This is a genomic window from Ochrobactrum sp. A-1, assembly GCF_022488005.1.
GTDB lineage: Bacteria > Pseudomonadota > Alphaproteobacteria > Rhizobiales > Rhizobiaceae > Brucella.
Window position 1 is genome coordinate 187,034 of the sequence record NZ_JAKVQC010000004.1, and the last position, 17,312, is coordinate 204,345.

Sequence of the window (17,312 nt, forward strand, 5' to 3'; positions counted from 1 at the left end):
TCGTCTCACGACGCGCGGTTTGTCAGAAAAGCGATGCGATCCGCGCGGGCTTCGAAGACTGCATTCGCGTGACGACAACCATCTTGTTGAACTCGCCGCGCTTGAATGCACGCAGGAAGCGCGGATAGTCCTTGAATACCACGCAGCCGTTGGAATCGCCGCGGCGTCCCAGCATGAAAGTATGCGCCAGAAGACCATCGCGATTATAGCGGTTGTTGCCGTCGACAGGCGTGAGGCGGATCGCCTCCACGCCGTGGAACAGCGCCTCGCGCATGCGCAGATCATAGGTGTGAGGCGGCGTGGGTCCCCGGTTCTTCTGGTTTACGTAGCGCGGATTGTCGCGCATCGGGCCGAGACCCGAATGGGCTTCAAGGCGCTCGCCACTCGGCAGGTACACAGTGGCGGCGGAGATGTCATAGATAGCAACCTTGCTACGTGCGGACTGATTGAAAAGCGGACTGAACAGACCAGGGCGCGGTTCTTCGGTTGCACCGCTTTCCGGCGCATAGGCAAGCTCGGTCTTGTCATGCATGCGGGAACGGCGCAGCGAAGGCTTGGCGCCCGGCAGCGGCACATCATCGGGCAAGAATGCGTCTTGGGTGGCTTCGTCCTCTGCGGCCATATCCGTCTTCTGATCCGGAGCGAGCTGCGGAACGGGAACGGCGTTGCCGGTGGGAAGGTGTGCCTGCTTCTCAGCGGCATCCATTTCTTCGGCTTGCGAAAGCGGCTCAATCTGTTTGAATGCAGCCGTTGCGTCCGACGCAGAAGGCACTGGCGCATAGGCGACCACAGTCGCGCCAGCCTCCGCAGCAGGTTGCTCTGGCTGAACATTCGCCACAACGGGCTCTTCGCGACGGACGCGATCAGCGCGCAATTCGATAAGAGAAGCCGTATCGACGGGCTTGTCCTCGATTACGGAATCTGGACCGATATCGGCGATGATCGGTTCACCGCTCGTGTTTTTGGTTCGGCGCCAATCGAGGTTGGAATAGGCGGTATCCGTCGTATAGGCATTGATGAAACCCTGCCTGATGCGGCGCGATGGCGCGATATTGTGATCGACGACGGCAAGCGCCTGCGGCGCGGTCATGGAAACGCGGCGCATGATCGGTGCAACAGGTGCAAAGGCCGGCACAACCGTTTCCAGCGTACCGAGCGCGGTCATCATCCAGCTTCCGGCGACCAGTCCCGTTGCGGCAAACACCGCAACGCGCGTAAAACCCTTGAAACCGAATGGAATTCTAATGCCTTTGCTGCGCGGGGCCGCGCAGCCATACACTTCTGTTACACACGCCATGATACAAAATCCGAGTGGAAAACAACTTTCACGGCACCGCCTTGCATGTCAGTTCGGCAAAAAGACGAACAAGATATGGCAAGGCGGTGACTGGAAGGTCGCCTCCAGCATCGCTAATTATGGTAACCAAATCCTTTACAGGGTGAATAATTCCGGTTCGCAATTCGGTGGAGCCAGCTTAGGCCGTCAGCAGATAAGCGCTCTGTTTGGCACTTGGAAACTCCAGCCCCTCTACCGCCACACGATTGCGCCCACGATGCTTGACCCGCATGAGAGCAAGATCGGCACGGGCCGCCGTTTCCCATAGTGTTTCACCACCGCGCACCATAGCGACACCAAAACTGCACGTCATCTGGCGATCCGCTGGCAACATGGAAAAACTGTGTCGGGCTACACGCCCGCAAAGCCTGCTGCCCAATCGCTCGCACGTCTCGGCATCCCCCTGGACCAGAAGAACGAACTCCTCGCCGCCGACACGGCCAACAATTGTTGTATTTGCTGCGGCCATTTGCAGGATGCGGGCAAACTCTACCAGAACCTGATCACCGGTCGCATGGCCCAGGTCGTCATTGATCGACTTGAAGTGGTCTATATCCGCGATGATGACCCCATAATCACCGCGCTGGGCCTCGGTCAAACGCAGATGCGCATGACGCTCAAGTCCGCGACGATTGAAAACACCGGTCAGGGGATCGGAGTCACGCTCCGCCTGCAATTCCTTCACCACATCGGAGGTCGTCACCACCAGAAGAACGAGACCGGCAAAGACACCGGCAAAGGCACCGAATATCATGATGCCCTGCCAATAGCGCGAATGTATCAGCTCCGACGGTCGCGAAACTTCGGGGGAAAGCCCCAGTGCCATTCCAGTCTGCACATAAAAATGCACCGTCAACAACACCAAGGCGCCGAACAGCACGCGCTCGATCCAGCTTCGGCGTGCGAGATCACGTGCCTGAATGCAAAGAACGGCTACCAGGCTGCCCAGGGTCAGCTGGACCGCAGGCGCAATCCGCGAATAGCTCGTATCATTCGCAATGAAACAAATCATGGCACCGAGAAGGCCAAGCCCGATGAGGCCAGACGCCAAGCGGGAATAGCGCCCGCCCATGCGTATCATCACGCCTTCGCAGAGCAGCCAGCCACCCATAAAATGGAACGCGGTGGCAATCGGCGAGGTTAGGGTGAGGCTGTTTGAGATCAGCGATATGGGAACCAGAAGCCCGAAAGCAAAGCTGGCAAAGCTCAGGCCGAAAAGCAAAAGATGCCTGCGCTTCGTGTCGAGCATCCAGATGCCCAACATCGTCGCAGCAAACAGCAATACTACTAGCGGCGGCACAAACTTCACGAACAGGCCCTAAATCGGTTGAAAATGAGAATGCAAAAACGCTATTTCAAATTGAACCTGATGTGCAATTACAAACCAGGATCAAAGTCAAGTTGTCAGCTTGCAATATTGATGAGCACTAAATCCTAAAGTAGCAATACAGAGAATAAGCGATTGCTAAAAATAAATTGAAAACAACATCATTCGACGAAAATCCTTTTTCACGCAGATTTGACCTTTAAATTTATCCCCAGAAGCTTTTCGGCGATCATACGGCCGATCGGGATCGAAGATGTCGCCGCCGGTGACGGTGCGTTACAAACATGCAGCATTCTCTCCGTTTCCTTGAAGAGAAAATCATGCACCAATGTGCCGTCATCAAGAACGGCTTGCGCCCGTATTCCGGCTCCGGGCGCACCAAGATCGGCAAGCTCCAGCGTCGGACAATATTTGCGGCACTCCTTCAGATAGCGCGCGCGAGATGCAGAATTGCTGAACTCGGATAATGCCGAACGCCAGTTCTTCATCGCCATCTTCCAAAAGCCAGGAAATGTCGACATATCCGCGACATCAGCTGCACGGAAACTGCCTTTGTCGTAGCCTTCGCGCGAAAAACCCAAAACGGCATTCGGACCGACCGTGACACCGCCGTCAATCGTTCGCGTCAGGTGGATGCCGAGAAATGGCAGGTCGGGATCGGGGATCGGATAAATCAGGTGCTTGACGATGTTCGCCTTCGATTGCGGCAGGGTATAGTATTCACCGCGAAACGGCACGATGCGATGGCTTATATCTAGTCCGGCAAGCCGCGCAATGCGGTCTGACTGCAGGCCAGCACAGGCAACAAGCTTGGAAGCGTGTACGGTCTCGCCATTCACCGCTACCGTTACGCCTTTGCCATCCTCCCGGATTGCCGTGACGGGCGCATTAAGCCGCACAACACCGCCGCGCTCGATGATTTCCGCAGCCATCGCCCGCGATACTTTCGCATAATCGACAATGCCTGTCGCCGGAACGAGGAGCGCCCCCATCCCAGCGACCGCTGGCTCAACCTCGCGTAGCGCCTGCCGATCCACATGCTGGAAGGTGATATCGTTCTGGATTGCGCGCCTGGCCAGCGCCTCCATGCGTTCAACCTCCTGCGAAGAGGTTGCCACCAGAAGCTTGCCGCATGTTTCGAAAGGAATGGAATATTGCCTGCAAAAGGCTTTCGTGGCCTCGGCACCTGCCCGGCACAATTGCGCCTTCAATGAACCCGGTTGGTAATAGATACCGGCATGGATGACGCCGCTATTGTGCCCCGTCTGGTGGCGCGCGAAATCGCTTTCCTTCTCCAGCAGGATGATCCTGGCGCCCGGCTCCGCTTCCTGCATGGCTTTTGCTGTCGCCAGTCCGACAATGCCGCCGCCGATGACGCAATAATCATAATCCGCCACGAAATCCCCCTCCTCATGCCCTTTCCCGGCGCAAGCGCCCTGCCTTGCTACCACTCGACAGGATCATTACCTGTTACTTATACGAATGCGGCCTTGGTTACAGCACCGCAAAATGGCATTCTTTGTCAAACCCGTTCCCCCATGCGGAGAAGTTCCATGCGCCATCAGTTCGACCTTTTTGCTCTTTCCCCAGCGGAAGGAGAGGAACGGGCAGAACTGCGCTCTGCCCGCACCAAACCCGGCAAGACGACCGGCATCGATGAAGCGGAGATGGTGAAGCGACTGAAGGACAGCGGGCGTTACCGCATCTTGCAGCGCCTTGATCCACCACCGACAATACCGGATGCCGACCGGATCGCCTTTCCGCGACTGGGCGTCGTCGTCGACACGGAAACAACCGGCCTCAATCCCGCGCAGGAAGAAATCATCGAGATCGGCGCGGTTGCCTTCCGCTATGCGGACGACGGTTCCATCGGCGATGTCTGCGCCACATTCGGCGCGCTACAACAACCCTCCAAGCCGATCCCGGCGGATATCACCCGCATCACCGGCATCACCGACGAGATGGTGAAAGGCCAGACGATCCCGCGTGAGAAGCTGGACGCACTCATCGCCGAAGCCGATATTATCATTGCGCACAATGCAGGTTTCGACCGCCCGTTTCTCGAGCGTTTCTCAATCGCTTTCGCCAACAAGCCTTGGGCCTGTTCAGTCAAGGAGATCGACTGGACTGCACGTGGTTTTGAAGGCACCAAGCTTGGCTACCTGATCGGCCAGAGCGGCTATTTCCACAATGGACACCGGGCCGAAGATGACTGTCAGGCCCTGCTCGCGGTGCTGAAGGAGCAGTCGGCCGAAACCACGCCCTTTGCCGAATTGCTGAAGGCAAGTCAGCGCGCGCGGATGCGCATCTATGCTGAAAACAGCCCGTTCGAAATGAAGGATCACCTGAAGGCACGCGGCTATCGCTGGTCGGATGGCACTGACGGACGCCCGAAATCATGGTGGACGGAAATCGGCGAAGAGGAGCTCGAAGCCGAACTCGAATATCTTCGCACCGAGATTTATGGATGGCGCGATGCCGATCCGCTGATCCAGAAGCTCACCGCCATGGACCGTTACAAGGAACGTGCGCCGCTTCGCCCGAAGAAATAACAGCTCCCACATCCCGAGCGCCCGCCCTATTTCCCCCGTCCTGAGGAGGTGACCCTGAGCTTGTCGAAGGTCACCGTCTCGAAGGGTGAGGAGAAGGTGGGACAAAACTCTAACCTTACCGCTCGCACCCCTCGCCCTTCGAGACGGCGCTTCGCGCCTCCTCAGGATGAGGGATGCGTTTGGCGATCAGGCGAGAACCGGCCATGGCTTCTGCGTTGGCCGCATATCTTCATAAGCCTTGGCAAGGCGCAACACACCCAGATCATCGAAACGCTGGCCGAAAATCTGCAAGCCGATTGGCAGTCCCGACGATGTATAACCGCAATTGATCGAGACCGCCGGTTGTTCCGACATGTTCATCGCAACGGTGAAGGCGATATGTTCGAACGGACGCTGCGGATCGTTGATCGGAGACGCCCATTCCGCCGGATAAGTCGGCATGGGTGACGTCGGCGAAATGATAAAGTCGAAGCTCTTGGATGCTGCGAGCGCGGCGTTGCGCATGGCGTCCATCTGGGCAAAGCCGAGATAAACTTCCTCGCCGGAAAGCCCATCCGCCGTCTCGGTCCATTGATAGATATAAGGCAGAATCTTCGCACGGTTTTCCGGCGTCATCTTCTTGATGTCCGACCATGAACGCGCACGCCAGAAGCGATCCAGACCGTCGATCATGGTACGGTTCACGAACGGTGCCACCGGCTCGATAATCGCGCCTGCATCGGCAAAAAGCTTGGCTGCGGCTTCTACGGCAGCGCGGGTTTCATCCCCCGTCGGCTCGCCGAAACCGGCATCAAGCCATAGACCGATCTTCAGGCCCTTGACGTCGATATCGAGGTTCATCCAGTCGATATCCTGCGGGGGCAGGCTCATGCCGTCGCGGCGATCCGGTCTCGACAGAACCGACATATAAAGCGCGCTATCGGCAACCGTGCGGGTCATCGGCCCGGCAACGCGACCAAGGAATGGCGGATCAATCGGAATGCGCCCGAAGGACGGTTTTAGGCCGACAAGACCGCACCAGCCGGCAGGTAGACGAATGGAGCCGCCAATGTCGGTGCCAATGTGCAACGGGCCATAACCGGCCGCACCGGCGCTGCCAGCACCGGCACTTGAACCGCCCGGATTGGTGTTGAGGTCCCACGGATTGCGCGCCAGCTTGTGAAAGCTCGACAGGCCCGACGACAACATGCCGAGATCGGGCATGGTGGTCTTGGCGAGCAGCACGCCGCCAGCCTCGCGGGTGCGCGCCGCTGGCGGTGCGTCAGCAACAGCAGGCTTCAGCGGCAGCGCCGCGCAGCCAAGCGGAACCGCTGTCCCTTCCGTCGCGATATTCTCTTTGATCGTCAGCGGCACACCATCGATGGGACCGGCAGGTTCACCCCTCGACCAGCGCGCTTCCGAGGCCTTGGCTGCCACCCGCGCGGCATCCGGATCATAAGCCCAAAGCGCATTCAGCTTCGGCTCATAGGCTTCGATGCGGGTGATAACGGCTTCCGTGACCTCGACCGGCGAAAGCGACTTCGCCTGATAGGCGGACACGAGTTCGACGGCTGACAAATCGGCTAGATTCGACATTGGATATTTCCTCAAATCACTCAGGCAATTTCAGTGTGGAACTTGGACGTCGCGCTCGCTTGCGGCGACCGGAAAATGGCTTTGGCACGGCATCGACCAGCGCCCGCGTATACTCATGCTGTGGATTGTCGAAGACCTCATTCGTCGGCCCCTGCTCGACAATATTGCCGCGATAGATCACCGCAACGCGGTCGGTGATGGCGCGCACAACGCCGAGGTCGTGGCTGATGAAGAGATAGGAGAGACCGAACTTCTCCTGCAAATCCATCATCAGGTTCAACACCTGCGCCTGAATGGAAACGTCCAGCGCCGAGACCGGCTCGTCGGCGACGATCAGCGCCGGTTTGGTGATTAGCGCGCGCGCAATGGCAATGCGCTGGCGCTGGCCACCGGAAAACTCATGCGGATATTTTTCCGCAGAGGCTTTGGGCAAGCCAACCGCTTCCAGCACTTGCGCCACGCGGTCGTCGCGGTCTTTGGAACTGTTACCGCTTTCCAGCGACACAATCGGCTCGGAAATGATGCGCTTGACCGTATGGCGCGGATCGAGCGACCCATAAGGGTCCTGAAAGATCGCCTGAAAGCCCTTGCGCGCCTCACGCAGGCCCGAGCGATCCAGCGCATAGATATCCTGTCCGTTGACGAGAATCTGTCCCGATTGTGGACGTTCCAGCCCCATGACGGCGCGCGCCAGCGTAGATTTGCCTGAACCGCTCTCGCCGACAATGCCAAGACTTTGACCTGCTTCGATCTCGACATTCACACCATGCAGAACGCGCAAAGCACTCGGCTTGGAAAAAAAGGATGCACGCGGAAGCTGATATTCGCGCACGACATCACGCACCTGCAAAATCATCTTGCTCATAACACCACCTCACCGTCTCGCGGGTGAATACAGGCGGCGCGATGCGCGATGCCGTCATTGTCGGCGATGAAATCCAGCCCCGGTATCGCCCTTCGGCAATCGTCCTGCACGAAGGCGCAGCGGTCGGCAAAGGTGCAATAAGGCGGGCGCGCCAGCGGATCGGGCACGACACCAGGAATGGCAGCAAGGCGCTGGCGTCCCGTGCCGTGGCTGCGCACCAGCGCTGCACCGTGCGGCGAAGCCTGGAACAGCCCGCGTGCATAGGGATGCGCCATGCGGTGGAAGACAGCTTCCGTGCGTCCGGTCTCGACGATGCGGCCAGCATACATGACCGCGATGCGATCAGTCATTTCTGACACCACGCCGAGGTCATGGGTGATGAGCATCAGAGCTGTGCCGGTTTCGTCGATCAACTCATCCATGAGATCGAGAATCTGCGCCTGAACGGTGACATCGAGAGCGGTTGTCGGCTCATCGGCGATCAGCAGGTCCGGCTCGCAGGCAATCGCCATGGCGATCATCACACGCTGGCGCTGCCCGCCGGAAAGCTGATGCGGATAAAGATCGAGATTGAAGCGCGGCGCAGGCAGGCCAACGCGGTCGAGCAGTTCGCGCGCTTTACGCTCGGCATCCGCACGGCTTTCGCCCAAATGCAGACGGCGGCCTTCGGCAATCTGCGCGCCGATGGACTTGACCGGGTTGAGCGCCGTCATCGGCTCCTGAAAGATCATCGCCATGCGCCGTCCGCGCATCTTGCACAGTTCGGCTTCCGGCTTGCTTGCCAGATCTTCACCGTCGAAACGCAGCGTACCGCGCACGCGCATCCGGTCGGGCAGCAGACCCATGGCGGCAAGGGCGGTAATCGACTTGCCACTGCCGGACTCACCCACGATACCGAGGCGTTCACCGCGATTGAGCGTCAGCGTAATATCGGACACGATATCCGCAACCTTGAGACCGATAGGCAATTCAACGGACATATTGTCCATTTCGAGCAGGGGTGTTGTCATCTCTGCCTCCTGACGCGCGGGTCGAGCACATCGCGCAATCCATCGCCCAGCATATTGAGGCCAAGCACGGCAAACGTGATCGCGAGGCCAGGGAAAATGGCGAGCCATGGCGCGTCATAGATGAAGGTCTGTGCATCGTTGAGCATCTTGCCCCAGCTCGGCATCGGCGGCTGGGTGCCAAGACCGACATAGGAAAGGCCCGCCTCGGCAACGATGGCGAGCGCGAACTGGATCGTCGCCTGCACGATCAGCACATGGTTGATGTTGGGCAGCACATGCAGAAGCGTGATCGACACATCGCCACGCCCAGCACAACGGGCCGCCTGCACATACTCCCGCTTCCACAAGCCCAGCGATGCGCCACGCGTCACACGCGCAAAGACCGGGATATTGAAGATGCCGATGGCGATCATCGCATTCACCGCGCCGGGCCCGAAAATAGCGGTGATAATGACGGCGGTAAGAAGCGCCGGAAATGCAAAGGCCAGATCGGTCATGCGCATAACAAAGCCGTCCACCATGCCACCGCGCGCAGCCGCGAAAGCGCCAAGCGGAATGCCGATCCCGGCACCAACCAGTACAGCGATGATCGACACGGCGATGGAATTGCGCGCGCCGACCATAATCATGGAAAACACGTCGCGCCCGAAATTATCCGTACCGAACAGATGGCTGAAACTCGGCCCCTGCAGCTTGTCACGAAAGTTCATGGCGGTTGGCGAATAAGGCGTCCAGACATAGGAGATGACGGCCATCGCAACCAGAATGATCGTGATGAGAGAGCCGACCGTCAGGCTGCGGCTGCTCAACATCGTTCTGAACACGCCTGGTTTCGGGAGAACCTGCGTTTCGCTCATCGGCTGCCTCCCGTCGAAAGGCGCGGATCGATGAAGCCATACACAAGATCGACAATGAAATTGACGGCAATCACGGAAGCGGCAAGCAGCGTCACCAGCGACTGCACAGTGACGAGATCGCGTTGCGCGATGGCCTGAAACACCAGCCTTCCAAGGCCGGGCAGATTGAAGACATTTTCGATGATGATGGTTCCCGCCAGCAGAAAGGAGAATTGCAGGCCGATGATGGTGACAACCGGGATCAGTGCATTAGGCACCGCATGACGCCAGAGCGCGGCTTTGCGTGTCAGGCCCTTGGCGCGCGCGGTCCGTACGAAGTCCTCACCCAGCGTTTCGATGACGGCGGATCGGGTTACGCGGGCCAGAATGGCAGCAAGCGGCAGCGCAAGCGCCAATGCCGGCAGGAACAGCGAGCGAATGCCGTTCCAGAAGCCACTTTCCCATCCGGCGAAACCCGAAGCCGGAAACCAGCCGAGCTGCAAGGCAAACAGCAGGATCAAAAGCAGGCCGAGCCAGAAATTCGGGATGGCGACACCGACCTGTGCCACACCCATGGAGAGCACATCGCCTGTCTTGCCGCGCTTGGAAGCGGCGTAGACACCGACCGGAATGGCGACCGCGACCGACAGCAGCATGGACAAAAGCGCCAGCGGCAGCGTGACCATGATGCGCGGCCCGAGCAGTTCGCTGATCGGCACGGAGTATGTGTAGCTCGTGCCGAAATCACCTTTCAGAAAGCCGCCAATCCACGAAAGATAGCGCCACCAGAGCGGCTGGTCGAGGCCGAGCTGGGTGTGGAGCGCAGCCAGCGTTTCAGGTTGCGCATTGATGCCGAGGATCACCGCCGCCGGATCACCCGGCAGCACCTGCATCAGCAGAAAGACGATGACGGAAGCCGCAAGCGTCGTCAGCAAGAGCGAGACCAACCGCCCGGATATGTAAGCCAGCAAAGCGACCTCCTTGAAAAGACGGATATCCGCTTTCCACATTCCAACTCACCGCACGCCCTCCCCTTATCTTTATGGGGTGCACGGCCATTCGCGTAAAATTGCCCCGCCGAACAGGCGACGGGGCAAGCTAGTTATTCAGCCCAATAGGCTTGTGTCAGATCGTCAGCCGGGATCGGCATATTCTTCCACAGACCCTTCACATTCTTGTTCCACACACCGATTTTCGGCAGCGCATAGAGGAAGATGTTCGGCTCGTCGGCGGCAAGCTTTTCCTGCAGCTTCTTCACGAGTTCGAGCTGTTCCTCGTCGCTTCCGGCCTCGGCATAGGCCTTGTAGAGCGCCTTATATTCCGGGTTGTTGTAGTTGAAGTAGTATTTGTCGCGGGCATAGACATCGAGATCACGCGCTTCGGTATGAGCGATGATCGTCGCATCGAAATCCGACCGCTTGAACACCTGGTCCAGCCACTGCGCAAACTCGATCGGTACGAGATTGGCCTGAATGCCAACCTCCGCTAGCATGGCCGCGATGATCTCGCCGCCGCGGCGCGCATAGGCCGGTGGCGGGAGCGTGATGGTGATCGACGTACCAGCCGGAACGCCAGCTTCTTCCAGCAACTGCTTGGCCTTGGCCGGATCATACGGATAGGTTTCCGACAGATCGACATAGCCGGGATCGACGGGCGCATAATGCGAGCCGATTGGCGTACCGAAACCGGAATAAACGCCTTCGATCAGCGCTTTGCTGTCGATGGCATGGGCCAGCGCCTGACGCACCTTCAGATTATCGAAAGGCGCCTTGGCATTGTTGAGCGACAGCAGAACCTTGCCTGCCGTATCGCCCACTTCGACCTGAAGCTTGTCGTCGCTCTTGAAGCGACTGATCAGCTCCGGCGCCTGGAACATCGGGAACACGTCGATGTCACCCGCAAGGATCGCCGCGGCAGCAGCCGACGGATCGCTGACGAAGCGGAACGTGACGGCGGAAAGCTTTGCAGGCTCACCCCAGTAATCCGCATTGCGTTCCAGCTCGACACGGTCGCCCTGCACCCAGCGCTTGAACTTGAACGGACCCGTGCCGACCGGCTTTGTCTTGTTTTCCGCAGCCGAATTCGGCGCGACCATCACCGCGTCACCCCAGCCCATATTGAACAGGAAGTTCGAGGTCGGGCGCTTCAGCGTCACAACGGCGGTTGCGGGATCGGGACACTCCGTGCTCGCAATCGGTTCAAACAGCCCCTTTTGCGCATTGGTGGAATCCGGAGCGACGGCGCGCTCATAGGAGAATTTCACCACCGAGCAGTCGAACGGCGTGCCGTCGTGAAACTTCACGCCCTGACGCAGCTTGAACGTATAGGTCTTCTTGTCGTCGGAGACAGTCCAGCTTTCTGCTAGAAGAGGCTTCACCGTGCCGTCTTCGACAATGCGCACAAGACCTTCATAAAGGTTGGCATAGGTAACCTGCCGGATACCGGCAGCGGCATTGGCGGTCGGGTCCAGACCCGGCGGCTCCAGCACTTCGCCGACCACCAGCGTATCTTTTGCGAATGCACCGTTGATCGATGCCAGCATCGCGGCTGTTATCAGCCCGGCTTTCAGTAAATTACCCATGGGTTCCCCTATCCCTCCAACTTTTAAATCGAGCGCCCGCCATCCACGTCGAGCGCAACCCCGGTAATCATAGAGGCAGCAGGCGAGCAAAGGAAAGCCGCAGCTTCAGCCAGATCGTCGGGTTTCAACAGGCGGCCCATCGGGATGGAATCGCGGAACTTCTTGCGGATTTCCTCGGTGTCCTCGCCCATGAATGTGGTGAGAAGCGGCGTTTCACCTGCAACAGGGTTCAGCGCCACGACGCGGATTTTCGCAGGCGCCAGCTCGATAGCCAGCGCCTTGGTCACGGAAACAACCCAGCCCTTGGTGGCATTGTACCAGGCGAGATTCGGACGCGGGCGACCAGCACCGGTCGAAGCGACGTTCAAAATAACGCCTTCGCCATTACCCTTGAAATGCGGAATAAGCTTGCGCGTCATGAGATAAACACCGCGTACATTGACGCCAAGGATGCGGTCGAACTCTTCGGGCTCCACCAGTTCGGCATTTTGCGGCTTGTGACCGATGCCGGCATTGTTGATCAGAATATCGACCTTGCCGAATTTCGAAAGAGCGGCTTCCACCGCCGCATCGACATCGGCTTCCTTGGAAATATCGGCAGCCACGGCCAGCGCAGCATCGCCGATTTCGCCTGCGACGCGCTCAGCACCTGCCTTGTCGCGGTCTACGATGACGACCTTTGCGCCACCGTCAGCAAAGCGCTTTGCCATGCCTTCGCCAAACCCAGAACCTGCTCCCGTAATGAGCGCGACCTTACCTTCAAGCGACACTATGCTTCTCCCAAATGCTATTTCTAACCGTGCCAGACCGAGATGGTCTTCAGCGAGGCAAACCCGTAGAGCGCCTCAAAACCCTTCTCGCGACCATGGCCGGATTTCTTCACGCCACCGAACGGCAGCTCGATGCCGCCACCGGCACCGTAATTGTTGATGAAGACTTGACCGGAATGAATGGCATGCGCCAAGCGGAACTGACGCCCCCCATCATTGGTCCAGATGCCGCAGACGAGGCCATAGGACGTGCCATTGGCGATCGCGATGGCTTCCTCTTCGGTATCGAAAGGCAGAATGACCTGTACCGGACCGAAGATTTCTTCCTGCGCCAGACGATGATTGGCAGGCACGTCGCGGATCAGGGTCGGCAGGACATAGGCCCCGCCTTCCGGCGCTTCTTCCGCCAAAACGCCTTGCGCAGCAATTGCCAGACCGCTCTCTTTCGCAAGATCCAGATAGCCGTCAACAATCGCCTTCTGGCGCTGCGACACCACTGGGCCAACAGACAGATCAGCACTGGCCGGACCAACCTTCAATGCGCGATAGCGCTCACTCATCCGCGCCACAACATCTTCATAAATGCTGCGCTCGACCAGAATACGTGATGACGCCGAACAGGTCTGACCGGCATTCTGAATTCCCGCATTGACCAGAAACGGCAAAGCGCGGTCGAGATCGGCATCGGCGAAAACGATCTGCGGCGATTTTCCGCCAAGCTCCAGCGTCACCGGAACGGTGTTCTTGGCTGCTGCGGCCTGCACAGCCTCGCCCGTGCGCACCGACCCCGTGAACGAGATGTGGTTGACATCGGGATGCTCGGAAAGCGCTGCGCCTGCTTCCGCGCCAAGCCCGGTCACGACATTGAGCGCACCCTTCGGCAGACCGGCCTTTTCGGCAATTTTTGCAAATTCCAAGATGGTCAGGCAGGCTTCCTCAGCAGGTTTGACCACGGCTGCATTGCCCATGGCAAGCGCCGCCCCAAGGCTCCGGCCCAGAATCTGCATCGGATAGTTCCACGGAATGATATGGCCCGTGACACCATGCGGTTCATAGATCGACAGGACCGTAAAGCCGTTCTGATAGGGCAGCGTATCGCCATGGACCTTGTCGGCGGAAGCGCCATAGAATTCGAGATAGCGCGCCAGCGCCACCACATCGGCGCGGGCCTGTGTGACCGGCTTGCCGACATCTTTCGATTCCAGATCGGTTAGAAGGTCGATGTTCTTCAACACTTCTTCCGAAATGCGGTGCAGCACGCGACCGCGCTCGGTCGCCGTCAGCTTGCCCCAATCGCCGGACAGTGCGCTACGGGCTGCCGCTACGGCCTGATCGATATCGGCCTTGGTGCCACGCGCAATAAGCGCAAGATCACTGCCGTCGGAAGGATTTCGGAGCGTGATGTGTTCGCCGCCAACGGCATCCTGCCATTCGCCCGCGATAAAATTGCCATAACGGAGCAAGCCTGCTCCTCCCGTCTTGTTCTCATGCTTCATTTTCATTCTCCCGAAGAGGCGTTTCCGCCTCAAGTCTCGCGGTTGTGGCGCGAATATGCGCGCGCGCCAGCCGTTCGGCCTCTTCCCCGTCGCGCGAAGCTATGGCTTCAACAATGGCACCATGTTCGCGGATTGCATCGCGCGCCCTGTCCACGGACAACGAGAACGAAGGCGCAAAAACCTGTGACGTCATCCGCAAAAGCGGCACAAAGGCAATTAGCGAAGCGTTTCCCGCAGTATTCATCACCGCCATGTGGAAATCGACATTGGACTGGGTATAGGCTTTCGGGTCCCACGGATCGACGACCGTGCCCTGACCTGCAACATGGGCACGCAATCTGGCGATATCCGCATCGCTCGCCCGCTCGGCCGCAAAACGCGCAGCGACACCGTCGAGCACTTCACGCACGGCATAGGCATCGATCAGGCGCGTGAGATCGGCGGATGCGACACGCACCCCCCTGCCCGGCAGGTGAATGACCAGCCCGTCACGCTCCAGAACGCGCAAGGCTTCACGCAGGGGCGTGCGGCTGATGCCGAACTCTGCTGCTATATGTTCCTGCCGAAGCATCGCGCCTGGCGCATAGTCACCAGCATAGATTCGCTCGCGAAGTGCCTCTGCCACTTCGTCCAGCAAACGGGTCTGACTGCGCCATTCAAAAGCCGCCAATAGAAAAGCCTCCCAACTTTTCTGGACACAATATCCTGGATACAAAATCAGTCAATCTGAAAACGAACGTGCTTTTCAGAAATTAAAAAGAGAATGAAAGACCGGAAATTGCGTGAACAGCGCTCAAAACGATACAAAGCGTCGTGTCGAGAATATGCATCTGGGGCGTTTATCGGTGTTCTTTCGGAAAAGCCCTCACCCGCCGACGGTTTCCGCTAGCATCTCGGCAAGCTGACGGATTTGGTCGGGGCCATTGTCCATATGCCGGATGACAATTTCCATCGGCTCGACGGACGGCAATCCTGCAGCGACAGGCAACACCTTATGACCGGGAAGTGCTACACGCGTCGGCAGCAGGCTGACACCCAGCCCCTCGGCGACCGCACTTTGAATACTCGCCAGACTGGAGCTGGTGAAAACCACGTGCCAGCGCCTGCCTACACGATCGAGAGCCTCCATCATGTCGCTGCGATAGAGCCCGTTGGGCGGGAACACGACAAGCGGCAGCGGATCGACATGGGAAACGGGAAAATCGGCGCTATCGAGCCAGGACAGCGGTTCTGGCCAGTGCATGGTCCCCATCGTTTCGCCGCGCTTCTGTTTCACCATGACAAGGTCGAACTCACCGGTCTCGAAACCTTTCTGCAGGTCTCGGCTGAGGCCGCTGGTCACCTCGAGTTTCGTGTTCGGATGTGTGCGCATGAAGCGCGCCAGCGCAGGCGTAACCAGCCGTGAGGCGAAATCTTCCGGCAGGCCGAGACGAAACACGGCAGCAAGCGCCGTACCAGTCATCGCGGCCGCGGCCTCGTCATGCAGGTGCAGGATACGGCGCGCATAGCCCAGCAGCTTTTCGCCTGCATCCGTCGGGCGCACATCATGCCGGGCACGTTCTAGAAGCGCCTGTCCGGCAGCTTCCTCCAGCCGTATGATCTTCTGACTTATAGTCGATTGGGTCGAGTGCAACTGCAAGGCCGCAGCCGTAAAACTGCGGCTGTCGACGACAGCTATGAAGGCCCGCAACAGATCGAGATTGAAAGAAGTATTCATAAATCCACTGGTTGTCAGTTCAACATTTAATTTCCGAATATGCCACCCAGCTTGTATGAACACAACAAGCAGGAGAACCAGCCGATGCGTCAAACAATATTCAGCTTGAGTGCCTTGGCATTGATTGCAGGAACGATAGTTATGACCGAACCGACATTGCCGGACCGCCACGCCGCAGCCCAAGCCCAAACCGAAACTTCTCTTCTTCAGGCCGCAGCAGCTGGCGATCTGGCTGCGGTCACTGCAGCCATCAAGGCAGGAACAGACCTCGAAGCGCGGGGCAAGAATGGCGAGACGGCACTTCTTGCCGCAACCCATGCCAACCACGTCGATGTCGCCCGTGCGCTCATTGATGCAGGCGCCGACGTCAATGCCAAGGATGCCATCAAGGACAGCCCCTATCTTTATGCGGGCGCACGCGGACACCTCGAAATCCTCAAGATGACGCTTGCGCACGGTGCTGACCTGAAGAGCACCAATCGCTATGGCGGAACGGCACTCATTCCCGCCTCCGAACGCGGACATGTCGAAACAGTGCGCACGCTGATCGAGGCTGGCGTCAAAGTCGATCACGTCAACAATCTTGGCTGGACGGCGCTTCTCGAAGCCATCATGCTCGGTGTTGGCGGCCAGCGCCATGTCGATATCGTAAAGCTTCTCATCGATGCCGGGGCCGACGTCAATCTGGCAGATAATGACGGCGTCACGCCGCTTCAGCATGCCCGCAGCCGCGGCTATGCGCCGATGGTGGCCCTGCTGGAGAAGGCTGGCGCGAAATGAACAGTGACAGCACGTTTCTCGATCAGGCCATAAAGCTCGCCTTCGACAATGTCGAGCAAGGCGGACGCCCGTTCGGTGCCGTGGTCGTCAAGGGTGGCAAGGTCATCGCTACAGGCGTCAATCGCATGCAGGCCGATTGCGATCCCACTGCCCATGCCGAATTGCTGGCGCTGCGCGCAGCGGGCAAGACGCTGCAATCGCCGCGTCTCGATGGCTGTGAAGTCTATGCCAGCGGCCAACCCTGCCCCATGTGTTTTGCCGCAATGCGCATGGCAGGTGTTGAAAAAATCCGCTTCGCCTATTCCAATGAACAGGCCGAACCATTCGGCCTTTCGACCGCGAAAATCGCAGCTGAACTCGCCAAGCCTCTCAACGCGCAGACCGGAATCAGCTTCGAGCATTCCCCGCCGGAAAAAGATCCTGAACTCTACGAGGTCTGGAGCATCAAGAACAAGGCAGGCGCCTGA

The 17,312-nt window shown here is 58.7% G+C and carries 16 protein-coding genes; 3 read left to right on the top strand and 13 right to left on the bottom strand.

From position 1 onward, the window contains the following. Window positions 1-22: 22 nt before the first annotated feature. The 3 genes from MKS82_RS10370 to lhgO form a co-directional block, all read right to left on the bottom strand. Entirely contained in the window at window positions 23-1,297 is a 1,275-nt protein-coding gene (locus tag MKS82_RS10370) for a DUF2778 domain-containing protein (RefSeq protein WP_109988643.1), read from the bottom strand. A 178-nt stretch (window positions 1,298-1,475) separates the two neighbouring features. Next, window positions 1,476-2,645 (bottom strand): GGDEF domain-containing protein, encoded by a 1,170-nt coding sequence (locus MKS82_RS10375; RefSeq protein ID WP_109988642.1) that lies wholly within the window; start codon window positions 2,643-2,645, stop codon window positions 1,476-1,478. Window positions 2,646-2,845: 200 nt separating this feature from the next. Continuing rightward, window positions 2,846-4,060: an L-2-hydroxyglutarate oxidase gene (gene lhgO / locus MKS82_RS10380; protein ID WP_109988641.1), complete on the bottom strand. Its 1,215-nt coding sequence runs from the start codon at window positions 4,058-4,060 to the stop codon at window positions 2,846-2,848. A 156-nt stretch (window positions 4,061-4,216) separates the two neighbouring features. Between lhgO and MKS82_RS10385 the strand changes: the two genes are divergently transcribed. Beyond that, window positions 4,217-5,215 (top strand): 3'-5' exonuclease, encoded by a 999-nt coding sequence (locus MKS82_RS10385; protein WP_109988640.1) that lies wholly within the window; start codon window positions 4,217-4,219, stop codon window positions 5,213-5,215. 186 nt (window positions 5,216-5,401) lie between these two features. On the opposite strand, the gene MKS82_RS10390 is transcribed toward MKS82_RS10385, so the two are convergent. The 10 genes from MKS82_RS10390 to MKS82_RS10435 all read right to left on the bottom strand — a co-directional run bounded on the left by MKS82_RS10390 (window position 5,402) and on the right by MKS82_RS10435 (window position 16,065). Beyond that, window positions 5,402-6,790: an amidase gene (locus MKS82_RS10390; protein ID WP_109988639.1), complete on the bottom strand. Its 1,389-nt coding sequence runs from the start codon at window positions 6,788-6,790 to the stop codon at window positions 5,402-5,404. Between the two features lie 16 nt (window positions 6,791-6,806). Next, a complete protein-coding gene (locus MKS82_RS10395) occupies window positions 6,807-7,655 on the bottom strand; it encodes an ATP-binding cassette domain-containing protein (protein WP_109988638.1) in 849 nt (282 codons plus the stop codon). Further along, a complete protein-coding gene (locus tag MKS82_RS10400) occupies window positions 7,652-8,665 on the bottom strand; it encodes an ABC transporter ATP-binding protein (protein WP_109988637.1) in 1,014 nt (337 codons plus the stop codon). Before MKS82_RS10400 ends, MKS82_RS10395 begins: the two co-directional genes overlap by 4 nt. Continuing rightward, window positions 8,662-9,522: an ABC transporter permease gene (locus tag MKS82_RS10405; protein WP_109988636.1), complete on the bottom strand. Its 861-nt coding sequence runs from the start codon at window positions 9,520-9,522 to the stop codon at window positions 8,662-8,664. Before MKS82_RS10405 ends, MKS82_RS10400 begins: the two co-directional genes overlap by 4 nt. Then, window positions 9,519-10,472, bottom strand: a complete 954-nt coding sequence (locus MKS82_RS10410) for an ABC transporter permease (protein ID WP_109988713.1) — start codon at window positions 10,470-10,472, stop codon at window positions 9,519-9,521. Before MKS82_RS10410 ends, MKS82_RS10405 begins: the two co-directional genes overlap by 4 nt. Window positions 10,473-10,603: 131 nt before the next feature. Next, a complete protein-coding gene (locus MKS82_RS10415) occupies window positions 10,604-12,082 on the bottom strand; it encodes an ABC transporter substrate-binding protein (RefSeq protein ID WP_109988635.1) in 1,479 nt (492 codons plus the stop codon). A 23-nt stretch (window positions 12,083-12,105) separates the two neighbouring features. Next, the gene (locus MKS82_RS10420; protein WP_109988634.1) at window positions 12,106-12,852 is read right to left on the bottom strand and encodes an SDR family oxidoreductase; all 747 of its coding nucleotides are present in this window, start codon (window positions 12,850-12,852) and stop codon (window positions 12,106-12,108) included. Window positions 12,853-12,875: 23 nt separating this feature from the next. After that, window positions 12,876-14,354: an aldehyde dehydrogenase family protein gene (locus tag MKS82_RS10425; protein WP_306461010.1), complete on the bottom strand. Its 1,479-nt coding sequence runs from the start codon at window positions 14,352-14,354 to the stop codon at window positions 12,876-12,878. After that, entirely contained in the window at window positions 14,338-15,018 is a 681-nt protein-coding gene (locus MKS82_RS10430) for a GntR family transcriptional regulator (protein WP_240578751.1), read from the bottom strand. Before MKS82_RS10430 ends, MKS82_RS10425 begins: the two co-directional genes overlap by 17 nt. A gap of 195 nt (window positions 15,019-15,213) precedes the next feature. Continuing rightward, complete coding sequence (locus MKS82_RS10435; protein WP_109988631.1) at window positions 15,214-16,065, bottom strand: LysR family transcriptional regulator; 852 nt, start codon at window positions 16,063-16,065, stop codon at window positions 15,214-15,216. A 141-nt stretch (window positions 16,066-16,206) separates the two neighbouring features. Between MKS82_RS10435 and MKS82_RS10440 the strand changes: the two genes are divergently transcribed. Beyond that, entirely contained in the window at window positions 16,207-16,845 is a 639-nt protein-coding gene (locus tag MKS82_RS10440) for an ankyrin repeat domain-containing protein (RefSeq protein ID WP_240578752.1), read from the top strand. Continuing rightward, entirely contained in the window at window positions 16,842-17,312 is a 471-nt protein-coding gene (locus tag MKS82_RS10445) for a nucleoside deaminase (RefSeq protein ID WP_109988629.1), read from the top strand. Before MKS82_RS10440 ends, MKS82_RS10445 begins: the two co-directional genes overlap by 4 nt.